Raw genomic sequence first — 20,392 nt, 5'->3', positions numbered from 1 at the left:
CGGTCGTGCACTGCGGGCACACCGGGCGCAGGCCACGGTCCCGGATCTGCCGGGTCAGCGACGAATACGACTGCTTGAACCGCATCTCGACGAGTTCGTCGAACAGGGTCTGCGCCCACAGATGCGGGTCCTCGAGCAAGCGGCTGGTGACGTACTCGGCGAACGGCTCGAACGGGTCCTCGTCCCGGTGGCGGACACCCGGCTCGGTGACCCCGTTGAGATAGTTGCGGACGGTCTTACGGTCCCGTCCCAGATGACGGGCGATCGCTGAGATCGTCCACCCCTGCTTGCGCAGAGCATGTGCTTCCACGGTCTCTCCTTGTGTGAGCATGAACGAGCGGGGCCTCCCTCGAAGGGCTGGTGCGTGGTCAGAGACCACCAGCATCACGGGGAGGCCCCGCCCATTACTTGGCGGGTGCACACAAGTGGGGAGATTCAGTTAGCAGAACTGGGGAGAATCAACGAGCGCAGTCAGGGAGGACCTCGCCGACCAGGCCCGGACGGAGAACTGGGCGCACGAGGAATACCTCGCTGCTGTCCTGCAGCGGCAGGTCGCCGACCGCGAGGCGGCGGGCACGATCATGCGGATCCGCACCGCCCACTTCCCAGCGGTGAAGACCTTGGAGGACTTCAACCTCGACCACCTACCGACCTTGCGCCGCGATGTGTTGGCGCACTTGGCTACCGGCACCTTCGTGGCGAAGTCGGAGAACGTGATCCTGCTCGGGCCGCCTGGAATCGGGAAGACCCATCTGGCGATCGGGCTCGGAGTGAAGGCCGCGCAGAACGGCTACTCCGTGCTCTTCGACACCGCGACGAACTGGATCGCCCGCCTGACCGCCGCGCACCAGGCCGGCCGACTCGAGGCCGAGCTGAAGAAGATCAAACGCTACAAGCTGATCATCGTGGACGAGATCGGCTACATCCCGTTCGACCCCGACGCGGCGAACCTGTTCTTCCAGCTCGTGAGCACCCGTTACGAGCAGGGCTCGATCATGGTCACCAGCAACCTGCCGTTCAGCCGCTGGGGCGAGACGTTCTCCGACGACATCATCGCAGCCGCGATGATCGACCGACTGGTCCACCACGCCGAAGTGCTCACCCTCTCGGGCGATAGCTACCGCACCAGATCCCGCCGAGAACTCCTCGGCAAGGACCGCGACTAACCAGGCCTAGGGGGTCCAAACTAAGTCGTCGCTACGGGGTCCATCCCAGCCCGACGTTGACAAACACCATCCATTCCGAGGTACTCGACGCGATCGGTGCGACCGATTTTGACCCCAATGGCACTCTCTTCCCTCGCGCGGGTGACCTGGACATCCTCCTCCCCAACGAGATCGCGGGTGCTGCTGCTGACCTCGACGATGCGACCAGGCGCGCATGGGGTATTTCAGGTCCACGAGCCCGGCTCGACGCGCTGTTGGATCAGTCGTTCGCGACCGTGTTTACCTTCGTCGACCACCTCTGCAGATTGATTGCTGCAGAGTTCCTTCTTGACCGAAATCCTGTTCTCTACTTGGATGTGGTTGGAGCGCAATCACCGTCCGGTGCAGATTCGATCCCGACGATGCGGCACATGATTGGACTAGCAGACAGGCTTTCCGCCCCTCCTGTACCAAAGGGCTTCCCTGTGGATCTCCGAGGCCGCGTGCCCTTCGAGGAGCCCTGATCAGCTGTGCTGCGGGACGGCCATTGTCGGCGGTGATTGACCGGACTCGGACGCTGGGTCACCCTACGTTCTGTGCACTAGTCAAGAGCAGGCCGGGCGAGACCAGTTCAGGTTTGGGTGAACAGGGTGTAGATCCCGTGGGCTTTCAATGCCGCTGCGAGAACGGCTCTCGGGGTTTGGATCTTGTTGGCGAGGGCGGTGAGGGGGTCGTTGGGGTGGGTAGTGGTGGCCCAGGTTGCGGCGTCGAGGTAGTCGGCGAAGCCGGATTCGGTGAGCCGTGCTGCCCAGGGGTCGGTCGCGATTCGGGCAGCCGCGGCCAGGGCTGCCGTGGATGCTTCTGGCATGGCAGTCGGCGTCGGCGCTTTCGTTCGTCGATGCTGTTGCGCGCGGGCGGGTGATGCACGTGTCTTCTTCTTCGCTTTCGCTTTCCGACTCCGCGGTTTCGTTGGGGCCGTTTGGGTGGGCGGCGTAGTTGGTGCGGGCGGTGGGAGTGTGTGGGCTGCGGTGTAGTGGCCGGCTACATCGATGAACCATAGGCGGCAGGCGGGGCAGGGTGCGTGGACCCCACGGCCGGGGAGTGTGCGCTGGTTCTCGCTCGGGACGGTACGGACCGTGTCGGGGTGGTGCGCCCACCATGTTTGCAGTTGTTCGAGGATGTCGATCTTCTGTGCGCCGAGGCGTTGGGCGATCGCGGCGAGCCCGGATTGTTGGGCTGCTGCCCAGTCGACGGCGTCGTTCCAGTTCTTCCAGCCGGCCTCGGCAAGTAGTGCGCTCCAGTTCGGATCGAGGATCCGCGGCGGCGAGGTGACTGCTGCCTGCGGTGGTGGGGATGCGGCCGGTTTGGATTCGGTGGTGGGGCGCCAGGCGGGGTGCAGGTGGTCGAGTAGGTGGTTGATCCATCGGTCCGGGATCACCGCACTCCTGTCGGCCGCGGCGTCGGTGCTGGTGGTTTCGAGGTCGTGGCGTCGGCGTAGCCAGGTTTTCAGTTCGTCGGGGAGGCCGTCGATGCTCTGGTGGTGGTGTAGGTGGTCGGTGATGGTGGTTAGTTGGCGGCGGAAGCTGGCGCCGGACTTCGGTGGCCTGGGCAGCTCGTATCCCAGGGCTTTGAGGTGGGCGGAGACACGGTCGGTGGGGAGGCCCATGGCGATGGCGATCGCGCTGACCGGCGCGTCGTGTTGGTGGGCCCAGGCGACGGCGTCGTCGAGGCTGTTCCATCCGGCTCGCGTGAGCCCTGCCGTGTGCTCGGCGCGCATGGTGCGAGTGTGCTTGTGCACGTACGCCCTGCCGGTGGTGGCGGCGCGTTGGTGCGCGCTCAGCCGCCACTGTGGGTCGATCTGATCGAGTTGCGCAGCGAAGACCGAGTTGCGGCCGGCCCGGAGTGTGCCGCGGACGGTGTCGAGCCATGCCCGCATCTCGGGTGTCGGGGCGTCGGAGAGGTTCCCGCCGGCCGCGACGTGCTGTGTGGCTTCGGTGATCATGCGGTCCCCGACGGTGGGGAACCGCAGCCCGGCGGCCTTGAGTGCGCGGTTGAGCCGGGCGTACGGGACACCGAGGTGCCGGGCCAGTTCCGGCGCGACCTTCCCCTGCTCGATCGCCCACGCCACCGCCGCGGCGAGATTCTCGAAGCCGTGGGTCGAGAGGACCGGATCCCAGTACTGGGGGCTGTCGGCTGGCGGTGCGGGGCGCCGCGGCCGGTACCCGGACATCCGCGCCTTCGGCGGCAACTCGAACTGCTGTTTGTATTCGGTGCCGGTGAGTTGGTGCACAGGTAGGTGCTGGCCGAGGGTGCCCAGCCACAGCGCGCAGACCATGCACTGAATACGTTCCGTTTCCGCGGTAGTCCGCACAAGGTCCGGTCCGTCGCTGCTGTGGTCGTCGCTGGTGACGGCGCCGGCGTAGCCGGCGGCAGGGGCGAGGATCAGGGCGGTGGCGGCGGCGTGCGGATCGTCGCCGGTGTCGGCGAGACGGTGCCAGTGCTGTTGCAGGGCCTTGCTGACTTGGAGGTTGTCGGTGCCGAGGCGGTCGGCGATCTCAGCAGGACCGCCGCCGGTGCGTGCCGCCCACTCCACGGCGTCGGACCATGACGCCCACCCAGCCGCGGCGAGGCGCTGCTCCCACAGCAGGCGGTGCCGGCGCGCGGTGGGGTGCTCGAACCGATCTCCCGCGGCGATCGAGCGGGCCACCCGCTCGGCTGCGGTGAGACGCCAGTTCGGATCCAACTCATCGAGGGCGTCCGCGATCGCCGTGTGCCGCCCGGTGTTGCGCAGATACGCGCGGGCGTTGCTGAGGTACTGGCCGAGTTCCCCGCCGGCGTAGTCGAGGTTGCCGTGCTCGTGCACGTAGGCTTCGGCTAGTTCGAAGAACCGCCACGACCGATGCCGGAGCTGCGCCCCGGCACGCAGGCCCGCGGTGCGGGCCGACTGCCAGCTGATCCCCAGCCGCTCCCCGATACCTGCCCACCCGGCCCCCGTCGATTGAGCCCACGCGGTGGCGTCGAACCAGGACCGCCACCCGGCCTCCGCGAGCCGCGTCGTCCAGTACTCGTCGGCTTGCTCGCGTTTGGTCTCCCGCAGCTTGGCCACCAGCTCCTCGCGCTCGGGACCGGGGCGGCGCCACACCTCGAGGTGATCGGTGCCGCGTTCGGCAGCACCAGCGCGCAACGTCTCGGAGATCTCGCCGACCACCAGCGGCACCGACGCTGGCAGGCCGTACTCAGTGCGGTAGTCCTGCGCGAGCAAACCATGCGCCATGAATACATGCGTCGCCAAATGCCGATACCAGCCACCGCACTCAGCGCACTGCAGCCGCTCGCCGTCGAAGACCAGACCAACAACCCGTGCTCCGTCATCATCGCCGCCCTGACGCAGCGGAGACACCGGTAGATCCTTCACACCGTCCACCATGCCAGCACCACCCGAACACCGCCGCCAACACAAGGAGCACCCGCGCCGCAGACGCGCCTCGTCCGCCCCTTGCCAGCGGGCGAGAGGCGGACGAGACGAGTTCATGATGGCCGTGCACTGGCCCTACGCCCGGGGCTTGGCCTCCGCCCCCGGCGCGGGCGTAGCGACGGGCTTCGGCGCCGGGCTCGGCTTCGCTGCCGGTGCCGGCTTGGCATCGGGCTTCGGCGCGGACGCAGGCTTGGCGTCCGGCTTGGGCACCGACTTCGGCGCAGGAGCTGGTTTAGCCTCGGGCTTCGACGCCGGGGCGGGCGCGGCGGCAGGCTTCTGCTCGGGCTTGGAAGCAGCCTGTCCGGGCTGGACCGGAGCTTCCTTGACCGGCGGCGGCGTCTTCGCATCACCGGGCTTGTCGCGCTCGATGAACAAGACTCGGCCATAGGTGGTGATGTTCGAGGTGCCGGCGTCGGTGACGACCGTAGCGGTGGCGTAGGAGCGGACCTGCGCGCCGCCGAGGCAGCCGTCGACGGAGACGCGGGTCTCCCGCGAGATCAGATACGCGGTCTGCCCGTTGAGGTCCTTCTTGGCGATCGGCAGGTCCCGGGTGGTGCCGGGGCCGAGGGTGCCGGTGATCGACCCGCCGAGGGTGACGGTGTTGCCGAGGGTGCCGGAGATGCCGGGGCTGATGGAGCCGTTGACCGAGCCTCCGCCCTGGCCGCCATTCGAGCCGCCGGAGCCGTTCGCCGATGCGCCCACGGTTCCGTTGAGGCTCGGGGTGACGCTAGTATTGATCGCGTCGCTCGCGTTGCCGGCCAGGGCCAAGGACTTGGCCTCACTGGCACAGCCGAGCTGAAGACCGATGGTGACGTTGCCGCCCTTGACACGGACCTTCGGCGGCTTCTTCGGGTCAGTGATGGACAGTGTTGCGCTACCGGCCAGCTGGCTGAACGCTTCGTATGAGTTGAGCGCACGGCCGAGTGGCAGAACAGATCTCAGGTTCTCGCCGTACTTCCACACTCGGATCGTGTACCCCTCCGGGATCTCCAACGCCCGCGAGGTGTCGGCATACATCCCGCCCCGGATGCCGCCCGGAGTCGGCGCCTTATCTGCCGCCGGCGGAGCAGCGAACGCCGCCCCCGACAGACCGGCGATCACCACCCCGCTCAAAGCCGCGAGGGTGCCCGCTTTGCGGACCCGCCGGCGGACGCCGCGGTCGAGCCGAGCCTGCTCGAGGTTGCCCCGCCGCACAGGCCTAGTCACCCCCGAGGTGGTCACTACTGTCTTGCTCTTGCGTTTCGCGGACATTCCGCACTTCCCTCCATCCGAAGCCACTGTTGTCACAGTCGTCACACTGGTCACTTCTGCAACAAATCACCCGAACTGAACCAGGCTTCTGTAGCAAAAGTCAAGATGTGAGATGCAATCGTGACCGACAACTAGCGTCTCAACCGACGGCCGGGTTGGTCTGGCGGACTTGAGATTGGCGATGATGTAGACGATGCGGTCTTGGTGAGGTACGGTGCAAAACGAACGATTTGACCTGCGCATACCTGCTCATTGCCCCGAGTTGACCGCAACGCCGGCCGGGCAAGTTGGGCGGTTTGCCGCAGTCTCCGAGTTTGGTGTGGGTGCACGAGCAGTGCGGTTCAATGGGAGGAACTACGAGATGACGCAGACCGGACCGCAGCCGGTGAGACGGCGGACCAGAGTCACCAGGGCGCTGATCTCACTTGCAACCGCGACTGCGCTTGTTGCGAGCGGGCTCACCTATGGTGGTATCGAGACGATTGCGCCGGCATCGGCTGAGCCGTGCATCCCCGGCTCTTCGCCTACGTGCCCGCCCGGCCCGCAGCCAACTGGCCCCACCAGTGATCCCACCGGCGGCCAAACGACTGCGCCGCAAGCTCCGACTACGACAGCGATCCCTGGGCAGCAGCCCACCGAGACTCCATCTGATCCGACACCGAACCAGGGCGGGAACGGGATGAATGTCCAAACCCCCAACCAGCCCGCCACGACGAACCCCAACGGCATCTTCGGACCAACTCAGAGCCCGGTTCCACAGCAGACTCCGCAGCCTGATGCGCCTACTGTGACAGATCCTCCGCCCACCGAGGCCACCCCGACTCGGCCGAGCGAGGCAGAATCACGGCCTTCCAGCGAGGGCGGGGACAATTCAGTACGGGCGCGTTCCGTGTACGAGCAGTGCATTACTGATTGGGAGAATGGCCTTACGGTGCTCTCGACAGCTCAGGGCGCTAGCGGCACAATCGGCGGCAGAAACGCACCCAGGGCGCCGTTCAACTACCCTGCAGATGGTTGCGCTTGCCTCTACGGAGCCACGAGCCCCACCTCGAGTGGGCAGATGTATCAGACTGGCTTCTTCGACTGCGCGGCATGGGACTTCACCTGCTACCGGGACAAGGGCAAGGATATTTGGGATAAGGGAAAAGGTATCTGGGACGGAACGGTCGACGGTGTGCAATGCCTCGGCGCGATTCTTGCCATGCTGTCGCCGTTCCTGAAGCCTGCCAAAGTCATCAGAATGCTCGCCGAGCTCGCCATCAAGAACCCTAAAGCAGCAAAAGCGATCAAATGGCTCATCGATGCGTTAAAGAAAGCTTATGAGGCGCCGGGAGATAAACTTGATAGCATCAAGAAGGTACTCGGCGAGTTTGTTGTGAAGCACCCTGCGGCCGCGAAGATCGTTCTCAGCGGGCTGGGAATCTATGAGGTCTGGGTGCAGTGCGCCCAGTTCCTCAATAAGATCCTCGGCACGAACATTCCCGAGGGGATCGGTGAGGCGATTTTCGGGGACGATGATGGCGACGGAGACGGCGGAGACTCTGGTGACGGCGATGGCGGTGGAAGCGGAGGTGACAGCAGCGGCGCCGGCAGCGGCGCAGGCGGCTCCGACGGCAGCTCTGGAGGTGGACAGCAGGCACCCCAACCCGCGCCAGCGCCGGCACCGGCGCCAGCACCCGAGCCGGTCGCCCCTGCTCCGCCGGCGCCCGGGCCTGCTCCGGAGCCCCCGCCTGCACCGTCCGCGCCGCCGCTGCCTGCCTGTGCACCCGCATGCCTGGCGTAGTAGCCGCTACTAGCCCAACGAGCGAAGAATGAAGACATATGCGATCGTCGTCTAAGAACCGAGCTGTAGTGACAGCCGCAGTGCTTGCGCTTACGTTCGGCGCGGGCGGGTGTGCAACAGATGAGTCTGGTGTCGCTAACAGCACATCCGCCGTACCACGCCCCGATCGGGCGCTGACAGATTCCGTCAACGCTATGTATGAGGCGGTTGCCGACGGAGATTACGTCAAAGCCTATTCCTATCGCTCCAAAAGCTGCCGAAGCTCAATTCAGATTGAGGCGTACAAGACTGCGATGGCGACGCTGTACGATTGGCGTGACCTAAGACGACGGCCCGACCCGAGGTTTACCACAGTCGTCACTGATTTGAGCCAGGACTCTGCCAAGGTTCAGGTGGTTTTTCATGACATGCCAGGGGCGATGAATGACGACAAGTCTCCGCGCCGTTGGATTCGTGAGGGCGGCAGATGGCTCTACGATCAGTGCACCACTAGCGGACAGTAGATAGGGCATACATCAATGAGCGATCTCGATGAAGTAGAAACCCCCGGAGAGCCGACTCCCAACAAGCGGCGCGGACCGCGCGTTGGGATCGCGGTCGCCGCTATCCTAGTAGTGGCCATCCTGGTCGTCGGGTTGGTGGTCGCGTCTCCTTGGCGACAATCGGACGACACTTCCGATACAGAAACAGCGGCGCGAGAAGCTATTGGTTCAATGGTTTCCCGGTACAACTCCGGCGATGTGGAGTACGTTAAGAGCCATTCGTGTGGAGAGCTGTTAGTCCGGGCGTCGACAGACATCGGAGGCTTGATGGACTACCAAGGCGTGGCGGCACCATCTGCCGAAAGATATAAGATCGAAACAGTCGATAACTACAATTACTACACACTTTCCGGTGATAGTGTGCAGATCTACGCGCATGCCCGGGTGAAGTATAGCGGAGATCCGGTCGCTAGGGATCACGTTGCATTCTTTCTTCTTCTTGGTGCAAAAGAGAAGAACTTCAAGGTGTGTACCGCTTACCTGATGAGCGCGATGCAAGCGTCGGAGAACTGATGGCGAAGCAGGAGAAGGGTCGATGGTCACGCCTTCGGGCGATTGTCGTGTGGGTTGTGTGCTTCTTGATCCTCCTCCTAGTTTCGGTCCAGATATTTCTCCCAGAGAACGCCGGATCTGCACAGGATGGCCGGTCAGGTAACGCGATTTCCGCGATTCTAGGCGTTATCGTGGCTGCTTCTGAGTATCTGTGGCAGGCGGTAACCTACTTGTTCGGCAGGCTCGGAGGAATGTTCCTTCGAATATTGCTTTGGATTCTATTCTTGGCGGCTCTATTTCGTGTATTGGATCCGATTTTTGATTTCTTCACCAGAGTCCGCGAAAGGCGTCGTGGTCAGCGCTCCAGTGCCGGCGACGATGACGATCGGGGTTCATCCGAGATACATGACTCTCCGAGTAATTGAGGCGCTGTAGTCGAGAAGGAATGGTCAGCGACATGAAACTTAAGCATACTGCTCACACGAGCTGCGTGGCCTTAATCGCGTTGTGCGGCGCAGCTGTCGTCGTGGCCGGGTGTTCGTCCGTTGGAGAGCGGTCCGCTGAGCAACCCGCTAATGGTGGATCCTCGGTTTCACCGGAGGATATCTATGGGCCGTTCGCAAACATCCCAGGACAATTGGTGCGTTCTCCGCAGAATGAATCAGAGGTCGAGAGAATTGACCACAACGCGCCAACTGTGGGAGCGTGCGTGATAGTTCGAGGTGAGTCTCCCTCAGCCCAATTCGACGAGGTTCCGTGCGAGTCCTCGCAAGCTCTATACAGAGTTGTGCAGATTGCTCCGAGGGGTGGCGGCAGTTGCGTTGAAGATGTTGACCAACGGCTATTTCGAGGCCTCAAGGACGAAGTTTCCGGATGGACGGCATGCCTCGACTACAACTGGCGTCCCGACGCGTGCATAAAGATCGAAGGCGACAAAGCTACCGTGTGTGACAACGAGGCAACGAAGTCGCGCTGGACGTTGAGTAGAGTCGTGCCAAATCGATCCGATGGCACATTGTGTCGCCCGTCGGAGCGCGCGATTATTCATAACGTGCGCAACTACACAGTGTGCATCATTGGGAAACAGTAGCTGATGGTGTGTGAAGTGGCCATAATCTTTGGCAAGTAGTCTCGCCGAATTTCGGTGGCCGGTCGCGGTGTGTTCTTGTCTGGGCCTGGGGCGGCGAGGTTGAGTAAATTCTGGGGCTTGAGTGTAGTTTGAATGCAGTTTTGAAGTTCGCGGCGTATGAATCCATCGGGGGCTCGCTGGCGAGTGATTCGGTTAGTCGGCGCGAGTGCTGGCTTCGCGAATCATTTGCTTGAGGCTGACGCGTGCAGCTTGGAGGTCGGTGGTTGTAGCTTCTAGTTTGTGTTTTAGCTGAGTGTTTTGTTCGATCAGTGCGTTGTTCGCCGCGACGAGTTCATCGACACGTTGCCGGAGTTGCTGATTTGATTCGTGATCGAGTTGCGCGCCGACTTGTTTTCTGAGTGCGGTTGTGAGGCGTGCGATTTGTGCTCGCTGCTTGCGGATTTGATCTCGCGAGAGTGCGAGATCGGTTCTCAGGCTTGCGGATGACGTTTGCTTGCCGCGCGCGGTCTCGTTTCGATTCTGAGTTTCGGCGAGGTGTTGTTGGTGTTGTTGTGCTTGTTCAATGTATTGGCGGACATCCTCGGTGTAGACGAGCCAGCGTGAGACGTGGGCGGCTCGCGCTACGGCGGAGAACGTTATCGGGGGGTGGGGAGTCTGTTTCAGTTTGTCTACGGTGGCGTAGATGCGTGTCCGTTTGTCAGCTGAGCGGGTGGTGCGGGCGTCGGCAAGAACTTCTGCGGCTGTGCGCGGCGTGGCGTCTGGGTGGTGCATGTCAGAGGTCTTCTTCGGTGTTGCGGTTCTGGGTGCCGTCGGGTGCCGCAGCGTGGCGGGTGCGGGGCGTGGGCAGCGGTACGGGTTGAGCACCTGCACGTGCCAGGTGCAGGGTGGTGCAGGCGGTGGTCAGGTCGTCGCGATCGCTTTCGCTGAGTTGGTCGATGCGGGCGCGCATGGTGTGCAGGATGCCGGTGAAGGCGTCGATGTCGGACGTGAGGCTGGTGATCACGTAGTCGGCGGCGTCGCTGGCGAGCGCGGTTTCGCGGTTGGTTTTCAGGGCGAGGATGTGCTGTTCGAGGGCTGGGATGTAGCTGGGGTCCGAACGGTAGAATGCACAGCCCGCGCAGTGGAAGCGGATGGGGCACTCGGTGCCGCCTGATTTGACGTTGGTCGGTTCTGTGCAGCTGCCGTAGGGGACAGCGACGGTGCGCAGTCCGTAGGTGGTGGCGGTGGTGGGGACGTGTTTGCCGGTGCGGTCGATGACGTGTTTGGCGACGGTGCTCACAGCCGCGCGTTTGCGGGTTGTGGAGATGTCGTAGTAGCCGATGGTGGTGCTGATGCTCTTGTGGTCCATCAGTTCGCGGAGTACGTCAACGTCGACACCTGCGTCGACGTGGCGTTGGGCGTAGCTGTGACGGAAGGCGTAGGGGAAGATGCGGATGCCGTCGAGCGGGCGTGGCCGTCCGAGGTGGTCGGTGGCGCGGTTGTTAACGTCGGCGGCCCAATCGACGATCCACGTTCGCAGGGTGGAGGTGTTCAGATGTGGTAGGCCGGGTAGTGGGCGGTTACGTTGCCCGGTGTGGTGTGTGGGGAAAAGGTAGTCGTTGCTATCGGGGTGGGTGAGCAAGGCTGTGCGGATGCCCTGCCAGGTACGGATCTCGGCGGCCGTACCGGTGGTGATGGGCAGGCGTCGGGATGGGCGATTCGATTTGGTGTTGTTCCACCGCAGTTCCGGTTCGCTACCGTCGATGAGGCAGTCACGGTCGAGGGAGCAGATCTCGTTCGGGCGGCGACCGGTATCGCGGAGCAGGATATAGAGGCAGCGGCCCATCTGCTGGCGCTGTTCGTCGGTGAGCCCGGGGTACGGGTTGGTGGCGGCGATCAGGTCGAGGTGCTGGTCGAGCACGGTGATGGCGTGGTCGGGGACGCTGTGGCGGGCGCGTTCTTCCCGTTCGTGGGTGAGGATCTGAATGTGGTGGTGCCGGCGCCGGAAGAAGGTGGGGGCGAGCGCAGTGAGGTGGCCGTGGGTGTGGCCGTATTCGAGGAGATCGAAGAACCGCCGCAGGTGACCGGCGCGGGTTTTCGAGGTCAGCAGCCGCTCGGGATCGTCCAAGGCTGTGAGGTTGCGGATCGTCTCGACGATCGCGTCCAGGTCCGCGAGGGCGACGGCGGTGGGGTCCTGGCCGCCGCCGGGGCGGTGCTCGAGGGCCTTCGAGGCGGCGATGACCGCGCGGAGAGTTTCAGGGATTGTTGCGGGTGGGATGTGTTCGCGTTCGCCGGCGATCCACAGCTGCATCAGGTCGCGTAGCCACACCACGGTGATGTCGGCGAAGTCGACTTTCACTCGTCCCCGCTTTTTGCCGCGTCGATCCCGAGCTGGCGCCACACTGGTGTCGGGGCCGTCGAGGTCGCTCAGATGCCACAGGCTCGTCGAGGTGGGGGCGATGCCGAAGCAGCGATCGTGCGCGGCAGTGACCGATCTCATGAACTCGGCGATGTGCGCGGCTCCGTTCGCGTTGCGGGTGAACATCGCAGTGAGCCGCTGGTGGCGCTCAGAGCCCGCTGGGGCGACCAACGTGACTGGAACGACTGCTTCTTCCCCGGGATCCTCGGATGCTGCGGGTGCGAGCTTCTTGACGATGGCGCGGATTACGGCAGGCTCGATCCTGCCTCCGTGTCCTCCGGCCTGGGCACGTTTGTCTCGTATCGTCAACGCGTAGAGGATCTCCCATCGCAACTGCTCGGGCAGGGGTACGAGCGACGCCAGGTTGGCCTCAGTTGCTGGGGTCTGTGTCGCCGCCCACTGCTCGACAGGTACGCGCTTGCCGCTGGCGCCGTAACGGCGACGATGCAGGGTGCAGATCTTGGTCGTGAACGATGAGTCCATGTCGCATCCGAGAACCAGGCAACGTTCGACCGCTGCCAGAGGCGAGGCGATCGAGGTCGCCCAGGCCTGCCGGTGCCCAGCCGTGATAGCGCGATAGCGCGAGTAGTTGTACCACTCGATTTGATGCTCTTCGCACAAGCCGTGCGACAGTGGCATGCGCCCGCAGCGCTGCCCCTCTGGTCCGGGATCGCGGACAACGCACAAGCCAGGATTGCGGCGTCCACCTCGCCGCTTACGGTGAGGGACGACATACGAGGCGAGGAACTGCTCCCGCGTGCCGCCGGCCGCGCGATGGGCTTTGGTGCACGCGGTGCACAGCACGGTTGACACCGTCGGATTGTCGCAGCCGAGGCAACGAGCGGCCGCAGTGAGCGGGTTGTCGGGATCGCCCCGAAACAGCCACACCGAATGGTCCCACTCTCCGGGGCGCCATTCAGTGTCCGTATTGGCCTGCAACCAAGCCAACCACCGCGCGCGATCGAATTCCGAACTGACAACATCAGGCCCAGCAGCGGTCCGCACCACCGAATCGCCAAACCCGATCCCCGGCGCGCCCCCGTCGGTGCCCGCGACCGAATGCGCTGAGCCCCCGATCACGGCTGCCGCCAGGTCGCGGCCGTGTGCTCGACGGCTGCCCGCATCGCCGCAGCGGTCGGGTGAACGTACCGCTCGGTCGAGACCGCCGACACATGCCCGAGCAGGTGCTGCACCGCATCACGCTGCGCCCCCTGGTCGATCCAGTGCGTCGCCGCCGAATGGCGCAGCATGTGCGGCCGCACCGGGAACCCGACCCTCTCGGAGATCTCCGAAAACAGCCGGTACACGTTCGAATACCGCATACCAGCAGCAACCGGTTCCCGGTACAAGTTGACGAACACGAAATCAGTATCCGCGTCCACGTCGATCCTGCAACCGCGCTCAGCCTGGTACTCCGCGTACACGTCGATCACATCGTCGGGCACCGGAACCCACCGCGGATACCGCGACTTCGCCAACGCACGATTAGCGTTCATGCGCCGCCGAATATGCACATGCGCGCCCTCGACCGCGCATCCCAACGAAGCCGACGACGGCAAGAAGTGCACATCCTCACGACGCAACCCCAGTGCCTCCCCGATCCTGATCCCCGTCACCGCCAACAGCAGAACCAACAACCGGTCCCGCGCGTTCACCGCCGCCCCCGTGACCGCCATCAGCTGCTCTAACGACAGCCACCGCAACTCTGGCGCCGCAGCCGCCTTTCGCAGTGACCGGCCACGGACGACCGAGAACTGTCCATCCTCTCCAACGTCATACCCTGGAACTAACCCGATATGACGCCGCGACGACAATCGCTCCACCACCTGCGGCGGCACCCACCCCTGCACGCCGCCGAACCGGACGAATTCCACCACCGACGTCATCACCTGATTGACTGTGGCGGACGACCGCAACTGCCCTGTAGGGCTGTAGGGCGTCCGCGACACCCAGGTCATGAACCGCGACAGCCCTGCGTAGTCAACCTCGCGCCATGGCATCCCCTGCGCACGGCACCACGACACAAACAACGCGACACGTCCCGCATAGGCCCGGGTCGTATTCGACGAGCACCCCCGAATTCTCATCGACTCCAAGAACTCCGTGGAGTCGGCATGCAACGCGAACGACTCCGCGTCAACCACCACAAACCGATCACCGCCTGCGGAGTCGACGGCCCGCATTGATACGAACGCATCAGTCACGCTCGCGAACATAACAGACAGTCGAACGACCTGCTGATTACTTTCAACCGAGCTGAACGTGAGGCACCAAACATACATACCAGCCGCTTGTTAGGTGGAGGTGATTAACAAGGCCGGTGTCGAGTACACCGCCGTCGACATCAGTGTCGACGAGGAGGCGCGGGAGTACGTCCTCGCGCTCGGTTACCTGCAGGCGCCCGTCGTCGTGATCGACGGTGCCGACCACTGGTCGGGTTTCCGCCCGGACCGGATCAAGGCCCTGCTGGCCGCCTGACACCAGTGGGTCGGCCGCGGCGTGCACCACTGCGTGCACGCGCGAGCAGACGAACGGGCCTTCCGTCGCGGGGATGCGACGGAAGGCCCGTTCGTCGTTTCCGGGTCCTGCGCCTACTCGCCGCCGTAGTCGCTGAACGTCCAGACGTGCCCCTCGGGATCCGCGCACGAGTACTCGCGGACCCCGGCCAGGGAGTCGTGCACCGGATTGAGGATCCGGGCGCCCGCCGCCGCGGCGTCCGCCTGGTGTTCGTCGAGCGCCCGGTCGGCGACCCGGACGCAGAGCGCCACCGTCGAACCACCCAGCGCGCCGGGGGCGCCCATCCCGTACCTGTCGTCGCCGCGGGCCCGGCTCAGGAACAGCAGGTTCGGGCCGATGCGGAGCTGGGCGTGCTCGACCGTGCCGTCCGGTGTCTCGACGACGAAATGCTTCGTGAAGCCGAACGCGCGGGTCAGGAACGTGATCGCTGCTCCGGGGTCCGCGTACCGCAGGTTGGGGAACACCGACTGTCGCGTTTCGTCGCCCATGGCCATCACGCTACGCGCGTTCGGTGGCGTCCACGGCGCGGTCGGCCCGCCCTGCGAACAGACGAACGGGCCCTCCGTCGCGGGGGATGCGACGGAAGGCCCGTTCATATCGGCTGGGTGGGCTCAGCGGTGGGGGTAGCAGCGGCCCGGTTCCCAGTGGCCCTGGACCCAGCGCCCCTGCTCGAACCAGCCGTTGTGCCAGCGCGGCTGCACCCAGTAGCCCGGGTGCCAACCCCACCGGTCGACCCAGCCCGGCCGCCAGTAGCCGGCCTGCCACCAGCCCGGGTGCCAGCGGCCCTGGGTCCAGTAGCCGCCGACCCACCGTCCCTGTTCGCACCACCCTTGCCCGGGGTGCGAGACCGCGGGGGTAGGGGCGGCCGACGCTGTCGCGGCGACGACACCCCCGAGTGGGGCCATTACTCCTGCAGCGACCAGTACGCCGGCCGCGAGCGTTCTCATCCGTGTCATAGGAGCACCGTACGCTCGGTGTGACCTGGAACACTAGACCTATTTACACAGGTCAGGGTGTTTTTGGGGGATAACCCTGAGGTTTAGCCGTACACCGGTCCCGTGTACTTCTCGCCCGGCCCCTGGCCGGGCTCGTCGGGGTAGGAGCTGTACTCGCGGAAGGCGAGCTGCAAGGACTTGAGGCCGTCCCGGTAGGGCCCGGCGTGCGGCCCGAGGTATTCGACGGAAGCCGTGGTCAGGCCGGCGAGCGCGGTGATCAGGCGGCGGGCCTCGTCGAGGTCGAAATGGGGGCTGTTGCGCGGATCGAAGGCCTCCTGGCCGTCGCCCTCGGCGGCGGTCTCGGTGCCGGTGAGGCCCAGTTTCTCCGCCGCGGCGCTCATCAACAGCATCCAGGCGCTGGAGATGACCTCGATCGACGGCGAGTCGGCGACCAGTCGTTCCAGTGTGTCGGGCTCGGGGGACGAATTCGGATTCTCACTCACGACTGTTACACTGTCATGTGCGACCGCTCCGGCCTTGAGCCGGGGCAGCAAGTGGAGTCCACTCCCACCACGTCGACCTTCGGTCGGCTGGTCCGGTCGCCGCGGTGATGTCCGTCAGGAATATCACGTGCGGTCTCCTCGTTGGAGGAGGGGTTGATCGTCGGTGCATGCCGCGGTGGCCCGAATCGGTCGGTGTGGGCCCCGCCAGGTGTGAATCACCTGGTCGGGGCCTTTTCGCTGTGTGAGATCAGGGCCTGAAGCTGCGCGGCGGTCTACGAGTGAAGACCGCTCGCAAGCGTCGCGAGTACCTATATGAGGAGGCCCCATCAGCACTGAGACACGCACCAACGGTCAGATCCGCGTCCCTGAGGTCCGGCTCGTCGGCCCCGGCGGAGAGCAGGTCGGGATCGTGCGGGTTGAAGATGCGCTCAAGCTGGCGTACGAGGCGGACCTCGACTTGGTCGAGGTGGCACCCAATGCCCGTCCGCCCGTGTGCAAGATCATGGATTACGGCAAGTTCAAGTACGAGGCCGCACAGAAGCTGCGCGAGTCCCGCAAGAACCAGCAGTTGACCGTGATCAAGGAGCAGAAGCTCCGCCCGAAGATCGACGACCACGACTACGAGACCAAGAAGGGTCACGTGGTCCGGTTCCTGGAGCAGGGCTCCAAGGTCAAGGTCACGATCATGTTCCGCGGTCGCGAGCAGTCGCGTCCCGAGCTGGGTTTCCGTCTGCTGCAGCGCCTGGGCGCCGACGTGGCCGAGTACGGCTTCGTCGAGACGTCCGCCAAGCAGGACGGTCGCAACATGACCATGGTCCTCGCCCCGCACAAGGGTGCGAAGACCCGCGCCAAGGCGCAACAGGACAAGGAAGCCCCGGTGGCGCGGCCCGCTGCGCCCGAGGCTCCGGCCGGGTAAGCGACTCACGTCGCGAACCAGCTGAAGAACCACAGAAGAAACGAGACGAGACATGCCGAAGAACAAGACCCACAGCGGTACCGCGAAGCGCTTCAAGATCTCGGGTAGCGGGAAGGTGCTGCGCCAGAAGGCCGGCCGTCGCCACCTGCTCGAGCACAAGAGCTCGCGCGTGACCCGTCGCCTCGACGGTGTGGCCGAGGTGGCCCCCGCCGACGTGCGTCGCGTCAAGAAGCTGCTCGGCAAGTAAGCCGCTCCGCATCACCCGCTAGAACTTTTCACACGTAAGGACGAAGACCTATGGCACGCGTCAAGCGCGCAGTGAACGCTCAGAAGAAGCGTCGTTCCATCCTCGAGGCGGCGAAGGGCTACCGCGGCCAGCGCTCGCGGCTGTACCGCAAGGCCAAGGAGCAGCAGCTCCACTCGCTGACCTACGCGTACCGCGACCGCCGTGCGCGCAAGGGCGACTTCCGCAAGCTGTGGATCACCCGCATCAACGCCGCCGCGCGGGCCAACGACATGACCTACAACCGCCTGATCCAGGGCCTGAACCTGGCCGGCGTCGAGGTGGACCGCAAGAACCTGGCCGAGATCGCCGTGTCCGATCCCGCCGCGTTCGCCGCGATCGTCGAGGTCGCCCGCAAGGCGCTCCCGGCCGACGTGAACGCGCCCGCCGCGTAACTTGACGCAGCATTCGCAACGACCCGCGGACCAGCTCTTCACGGAGCGGACCCCGCGGGTCGTTGCTGCATCCAAGCTCCTGCGCGCCGCGGGCCGCAGGAAGTCCGGCCTCTTCCTCGCCGAGGGCTCCAACGCCGTCACCTCCGCGCTCGAGGCGGGCCTCGTCGTCGAGCTCTACGTCACGGAGGAGGGCGTCGAGCGGTACGCCGGGCTGCTCACGGGACGTGAGGCGTACGTGACCGAGCGTGCCATGCGTGGGCTGTCGGACACCGTCACCCCGCCCGGGATCGTGGCGGTCTGCCGGGCCCTGCCCGAGGCCCGCATGCCCGACGGTGCGCGGCTGGTCGCCGTACCCGTCGACGTCTCCGAGCCGGGCAACGCCGGCACCGTCATCCGGGTCGCGGACGCCGTCGGCGCCGATGCGGTCCTGCTCGCCGGCGACACCGTCGACCCGATGAACGGGAAGGTCGTGCGGGCGTCCGCCGGCTCCGTCTTCCACCTTCCCGTGGCGCAGGAGCGCGACCCCGAGGTCGCGATCGCACAGCTCAAGGCCGCAGGCCTGACCGTGCTCGCCACCGCCGCCGACGGCGAGGTGTCGCTCGACGACGCCGACGATCTGCTCGCCGGGCCTACGGCGTGGCTGTTCGGCAACGAGGCGCACGGCCTGCCGCGTGAGCTGCAGGCACTCGCCGACCACCGCGTCGCCATCCCCATCCGGGGCCGCGCCGAGTCTCTGAACCTCGCCACCGCCGCGTCGATCTGCCTGTACACGAGCTCCCGCGTGCAGAATCGGGGATAGAGCCCTACCGGTTCCGGGTAGGACTACTCATCCGCGAGGCCCCGCGGGCCGGAAGCATGGTGGACATGAGATTGCTGCCCCCCCGCACCGCTGTCGTCGACGGCACGCCGGACACCCGCGACCGTGCCCTCGACGTCGCCCGTATCGTGAGCCTGCTCGTCGTGATGTTCGGTCACTGCGTGCTCCTGCTCGCGACCATCACCCCGTCGGGCGTGTGGGTCGGCAACACCCTCGGCGCGCAACCCGCACTGCGGCCGATCACCTGGATCCTGCAGGTCATGCCGTTGTTCTTCCTCGCAGGCGCGGCTTCGTCCGCCTACGGACTGAAGCGGGGGACCGCGTGGGGCGGGTGGCTGCTGGGGCGCGCACAGCGGCTCGCGCGACCGGTGTTCTGGTACCTGGCCTTCTGGTCGTTGACGCTGCTCGCCGTGCGCGCGGTCGCGGGGGAGTCCAGCGCGAGCCGGCTCGGGCAGGAGAGCGTCGCGCTGCTGTGGTTCGTCGGCGTGTACCTGCTGGTGCTGGCGTTCGTCCCACTGCTGATGCGCTGCGGTCGGGTCGCTCTGGCCGTGGTCGCGGTGTGCCTGCTCGTCGCGTCCGCCGGGTTCGACGGTGCGCGCCTCGCCTCCGGGTCGATCGAGTGGGGCTTCCCGAACTTCCTGGTCGTGTGGCTGATTCCCGTGGTGATCGGCGTCGCGTACGCGCGGCGGCTGATCCCGGCCCGGGTGGCGCTGGCGGTGGCGGCGCTCGCCTTCGCGGGTGCCGTGGCCGCCGTGGTGGCGGGGCCCTACGACGTGCCGCTCGTGGTCACCGGCGCCGAGACCTTCTCGAACACCACCCCGCCGACGCTGCTCCTCGGCCTGCACTGCGTGTGGGTGAGCCTGCTCTTCGTCGTCGCGGCGCCGGCGATCGGGCGGTGGGCGCGCCGCCCTCGGGTCTGGTACGCCGTGGCGGTCGGCAACGGGGGAGCGATGACGCTCTACCTCTGGCACATCCCCGCCATCGCGGTCGCGGCCGTCGGGCTGCACTACCTGGGCATCGACGCCGTCGACCCGCAGCAGTCGGGGTTCTGGGGGCTGATGGCGCTGCGGGCCGCCGTCTTCGCGGTGGTGATGTTCGCGCTGTTCCTGCTGCTCTCGCCGCTGGAGCACCGTCGTCTGCCGTGGTGGGACGCAGGGGTGACCGCTCGCGGCGCCCGCGGCGCGGTGGTCGGCGGGCTGGTGTGCGTCGCCGGGGTCGCGGTGTTGCTCATGGCGAAGGAGGGGCTCGGGTCGTCGCCGGGATGGTGGGCCGCGGCCGTGTTCGTCGGCGCCCTCGCCGGTGCGCGGGGCGCCGCCACCCCGAGTGCGGTCGGAGAGCCACGGATTCCGCAGGAAACCGACCGCGATTCCACGGCAGTTCGACGGTAGACGGGTGCACTCCCGGCGTAGCGTCAGCCCCATGGCGAGGGCGGCGCGGATCGCAGACGTGGCGGCGATCGCGCTGGCCCTGCCGCGGGTCGTCGAGATCGCCGGGTGGGGCGGCAGGCCCGCGTGGCAGGTGAGCAAGAAGGTGTTCTGCGGCAACCGATCGCCGCGGCCCGACGCCGTCGACGAGAACGGCGCGCGCCTCGAGGGCGTGATCCTCATCCGGACGCCCGACGAGTCCGACAAGCTCGCGCTGGTCCAGGCCGACGGGCCGTTCTTCACCACGCCGCACTTCGACGGCTACAACGCCGTCCTGATCCGGGCCTCGCGGCTCGGAGAGATCTCGCGCGACGAGCTGCGGGAGGTCATCGAGGACGCGTGGTCCGCGTGCGCGCCCACGACGGTCGTCCGGGCGTGGCTCGCCGAACGCGACGCCTGACCACGCGCTGTGCGCGGACCAGCGGT

The 20,392-nt window shown here is 65.7% G+C and carries 20 protein-coding genes and 1 pseudogene; 12 read left to right on the top strand and 9 right to left on the bottom strand.

The genetic code is table 11. The annotated features are described in order from the left end of the window. The coding region (locus AXK60_RS05060; protein ID WP_139057757.1) for a helix-turn-helix domain-containing protein at window positions 1–331 on the bottom strand (331 nt) is incomplete at its 3' end. Between the two features lie 139 nt (window positions 332–470). Between AXK60_RS05060 and istB the strand changes: the two are divergent. Then, window positions 471–1,166 (top strand): annotated as a pseudogene (gene istB / locus AXK60_RS05055) (IS21-like element helper ATPase IstB); the annotation flags it as partial. Window positions 1,167–1,222: 56 nt separating this feature from the next. After that, a complete protein-coding gene (locus AXK60_RS26175) occupies window positions 1,223–1,669 on the top strand; it encodes a hypothetical protein (RefSeq protein ID WP_139057756.1) in 447 nt (148 codons plus the stop codon). Window positions 1,670–1,776: 107 nt separating this feature from the next. On the opposite strand, the gene AXK60_RS05050 is transcribed toward AXK60_RS26175, so the two are convergent. Continuing rightward, entirely contained in the window at window positions 1,777–4,572 is a 2,796-nt protein-coding gene (locus tag AXK60_RS05050; RefSeq protein WP_280512876.1) for a MucR family transcriptional regulator, read from the bottom strand. A gap of 123 nt (window positions 4,573–4,695) precedes the next feature. Next, a complete protein-coding gene (locus AXK60_RS05045; RefSeq protein WP_175399932.1) occupies window positions 4,696–5,826 on the bottom strand; it encodes an MspA family porin in 1,131 nt (376 codons plus the stop codon). Between the two features lie 1,105 nt (window positions 5,827–6,931). Here AXK60_RS05045 and AXK60_RS26770 point away from each other — a divergent pair. From AXK60_RS26770 to AXK60_RS27910, 3 genes are all read left to right on the top strand, one after another. Beyond that, window positions 6,932–7,654 (top strand): hypothetical protein, encoded by a 723-nt coding sequence (locus AXK60_RS26770; RefSeq protein WP_175399931.1) that lies wholly within the window; start codon window positions 6,932–6,934, stop codon window positions 7,652–7,654. Window positions 7,655–8,172: 518 nt separating this feature from the next. Beyond that, window positions 8,173–8,709 carry an Rv0361 family membrane protein gene (locus AXK60_RS26165; protein ID WP_139057755.1) on the top strand — a complete coding sequence of 179 codons (537 nt, stop codon included), beginning with the start codon at window positions 8,173–8,175 and terminating at the stop codon, window positions 8,707–8,709. Between the two features lie 424 nt (window positions 8,710–9,133). Next, window positions 9,134–9,778 (top strand): LppU/SCO3897 family protein, encoded by a 645-nt coding sequence (locus tag AXK60_RS27910; RefSeq protein ID WP_425315209.1) that lies wholly within the window; start codon window positions 9,134–9,136, stop codon window positions 9,776–9,778. Window positions 9,779–9,970: 192 nt separating this feature from the next. Here the strand turns inward: AXK60_RS27910 and AXK60_RS26160 are convergent, their stop codons facing one another. The 3 genes from AXK60_RS26160 to AXK60_RS05035 form a co-directional block, all read right to left on the bottom strand. Continuing rightward, window positions 9,971–10,549 carry a hypothetical protein gene (locus AXK60_RS26160; RefSeq protein WP_139057754.1) on the bottom strand — a complete coding sequence of 193 codons (579 nt, stop codon included), beginning with the start codon at window positions 10,547–10,549 and terminating at the stop codon, window positions 9,971–9,973. 1 nt (window position 10,550) lies between these two features. After that, window positions 10,551–12,989, bottom strand: coding sequence for a tyrosine-type recombinase/integrase (locus tag AXK60_RS05040; protein ID WP_139057753.1), 2,439 nt, complete (start codon window positions 12,987–12,989; stop codon window positions 10,551–10,553). Window positions 12,990–13,252: 263 nt separating this feature from the next. After that, window positions 13,253–14,380, bottom strand: a complete 1,128-nt coding sequence (locus AXK60_RS05035; protein WP_175399930.1) for a tyrosine-type recombinase/integrase — start codon at window positions 14,378–14,380, stop codon at window positions 13,253–13,255. 94 nt (window positions 14,381–14,474) lie between these two features. On the opposite strand from AXK60_RS05035, the gene AXK60_RS05030 reads away from it, so the two are divergent. Then, on the top strand, window positions 14,475–14,654 hold the full coding sequence (locus AXK60_RS05030; protein WP_068570015.1) for a glutaredoxin domain-containing protein: 180 nt from the start codon (window positions 14,475–14,477) through the stop codon (window positions 14,652–14,654). A 113-nt stretch (window positions 14,655–14,767) separates the two neighbouring features. Here AXK60_RS05030 and AXK60_RS05025 read toward each other — a convergent pair whose 3' ends face one another. From AXK60_RS05025 to AXK60_RS05020, 3 genes are all read right to left on the bottom strand, one after another. Then, entirely contained in the window at window positions 14,768–15,181 is a 414-nt protein-coding gene (locus AXK60_RS05025) for a VOC family protein (RefSeq protein WP_068570023.1), read from the bottom strand. A 123-nt stretch (window positions 15,182–15,304) separates the two neighbouring features. Next, window positions 15,305–15,649 (bottom strand): hypothetical protein, encoded by a 345-nt coding sequence (locus AXK60_RS26155; protein ID WP_139057752.1) that lies wholly within the window; start codon window positions 15,647–15,649, stop codon window positions 15,305–15,307. A gap of 83 nt (window positions 15,650–15,732) precedes the next feature. Beyond that, window positions 15,733–16,131 carry a recombinase RecA gene (locus AXK60_RS05020; RefSeq protein ID WP_068570014.1) on the bottom strand — a complete coding sequence of 133 codons (399 nt, stop codon included), beginning with the start codon at window positions 16,129–16,131 and terminating at the stop codon, window positions 15,733–15,735. Window positions 16,132–16,456: 325 nt separating this feature from the next. On the opposite strand from AXK60_RS05020, the gene infC reads away from it, so the two are divergent. From infC to AXK60_RS04990, 6 genes are read left to right on the top strand one after another with little or no spacing between them, the layout of a single operon-like run. Beyond that, window positions 16,457–17,047 carry a translation initiation factor IF-3 gene (gene infC / locus AXK60_RS05015; protein WP_082777814.1) on the top strand — a complete coding sequence of 197 codons (591 nt, stop codon included), beginning with the start codon at window positions 16,457–16,459 and terminating at the stop codon, window positions 17,045–17,047. Window positions 17,048–17,099: 52 nt separating this feature from the next. Next, window positions 17,100–17,294, top strand: a complete 195-nt coding sequence (rpmI, locus tag AXK60_RS05010; RefSeq protein WP_068570012.1) for a 50S ribosomal protein L35 — start codon at window positions 17,100–17,102, stop codon at window positions 17,292–17,294. Window positions 17,295–17,344: 50 nt separating this feature from the next. Then, a complete protein-coding gene (rplT, locus tag AXK60_RS05005) occupies window positions 17,345–17,725 on the top strand; it encodes a 50S ribosomal protein L20 (protein ID WP_068570011.1) in 381 nt (126 codons plus the stop codon). A gap of 1 nt (window position 17,726) precedes the next feature. Continuing rightward, window positions 17,727–18,524, top strand: a complete 798-nt coding sequence (locus AXK60_RS05000) for a TrmH family RNA methyltransferase (protein WP_068570010.1) — start codon at window positions 17,727–17,729, stop codon at window positions 18,522–18,524. A gap of 56 nt (window positions 18,525–18,580) precedes the next feature. Next, a complete protein-coding gene (locus AXK60_RS04995) occupies window positions 18,581–19,930 on the top strand; it encodes an acyltransferase family protein (protein ID WP_068570009.1) in 1,350 nt (449 codons plus the stop codon). A gap of 31 nt (window positions 19,931–19,961) precedes the next feature. Continuing rightward, window positions 19,962–20,366, top strand: coding sequence for an MmcQ/YjbR family DNA-binding protein (locus AXK60_RS04990; protein ID WP_068570008.1), 405 nt, complete (start codon window positions 19,962–19,964; stop codon window positions 20,364–20,366). Window positions 20,367–20,392 lie beyond the last annotated feature (26 nt).

It is taken from the genome of Tsukamurella pseudospumae (assembly GCF_001575195.1).
Taxonomy (GTDB): Bacteria; Actinomycetota; Actinomycetes; order Mycobacteriales; family Mycobacteriaceae; genus Tsukamurella; species Tsukamurella pseudospumae.
Note: the sequence above shows the minus strand (reverse complement) of the source record. Positions and strands in the feature narration are given on the sequence as shown.

Bases quoted from the DNA above. Each gene is read 5' to 3' on its own strand.
- AXK60_RS05050 (WP_280512876.1), bottom strand. From the start codon at position 4,572: ATGGTGGACGGTGTGAAGGATCTACCGGTGTCTCCGCTGCGTCAGGGC.
- AXK60_RS26770 (WP_175399931.1), top strand. From the start codon at position 6,932: ATGTATCAGACTGGCTTCTTCGACTGCGCGGCATGGGACTTCACCTGC.
- AXK60_RS26165 (WP_139057755.1), top strand. From the start codon at position 8,173: ATGAGCGATCTCGATGAAGTAGAAACCCCCGGAGAGCCGACTCCCAAC.
- AXK60_RS27910 (WP_425315209.1), top strand. From the start codon at position 9,134: ATGGTCAGCGACATGAAACTTAAGCATACTGCTCACACGAGCTGCGTG.
- AXK60_RS26160 (WP_139057754.1), bottom strand. From the start codon at position 10,549: ATGCACCACCCAGACGCCACGCCGCGCACAGCCGCAGAAGTTCTTGCC.
- AXK60_RS05025 (WP_068570023.1), bottom strand. From the start codon at position 15,181: ATGGGCGACGAAACGCGACAGTCGGTGTTCCCCAACCTGCGGTACGCG.
- AXK60_RS26155 (WP_139057752.1), bottom strand. From the start codon at position 15,649: ATGACACGGATGAGAACGCTCGCGGCCGGCGTACTGGTCGCTGCAGGA.
- rpmI (WP_068570012.1), top strand. From the start codon at position 17,100: ATGCCGAAGAACAAGACCCACAGCGGTACCGCGAAGCGCTTCAAGATC.
- rplT (WP_068570011.1), top strand. From the start codon at position 17,345: ATGGCACGCGTCAAGCGCGCAGTGAACGCTCAGAAGAAGCGTCGTTCC.
- AXK60_RS04995 (WP_068570009.1), top strand. From the start codon at position 18,581: ATGGTGGACATGAGATTGCTGCCCCCCCGCACCGCTGTCGTCGACGGC.
- AXK60_RS04990 (WP_068570008.1), top strand. From the start codon at position 19,962: ATGGCGAGGGCGGCGCGGATCGCAGACGTGGCGGCGATCGCGCTGGCC.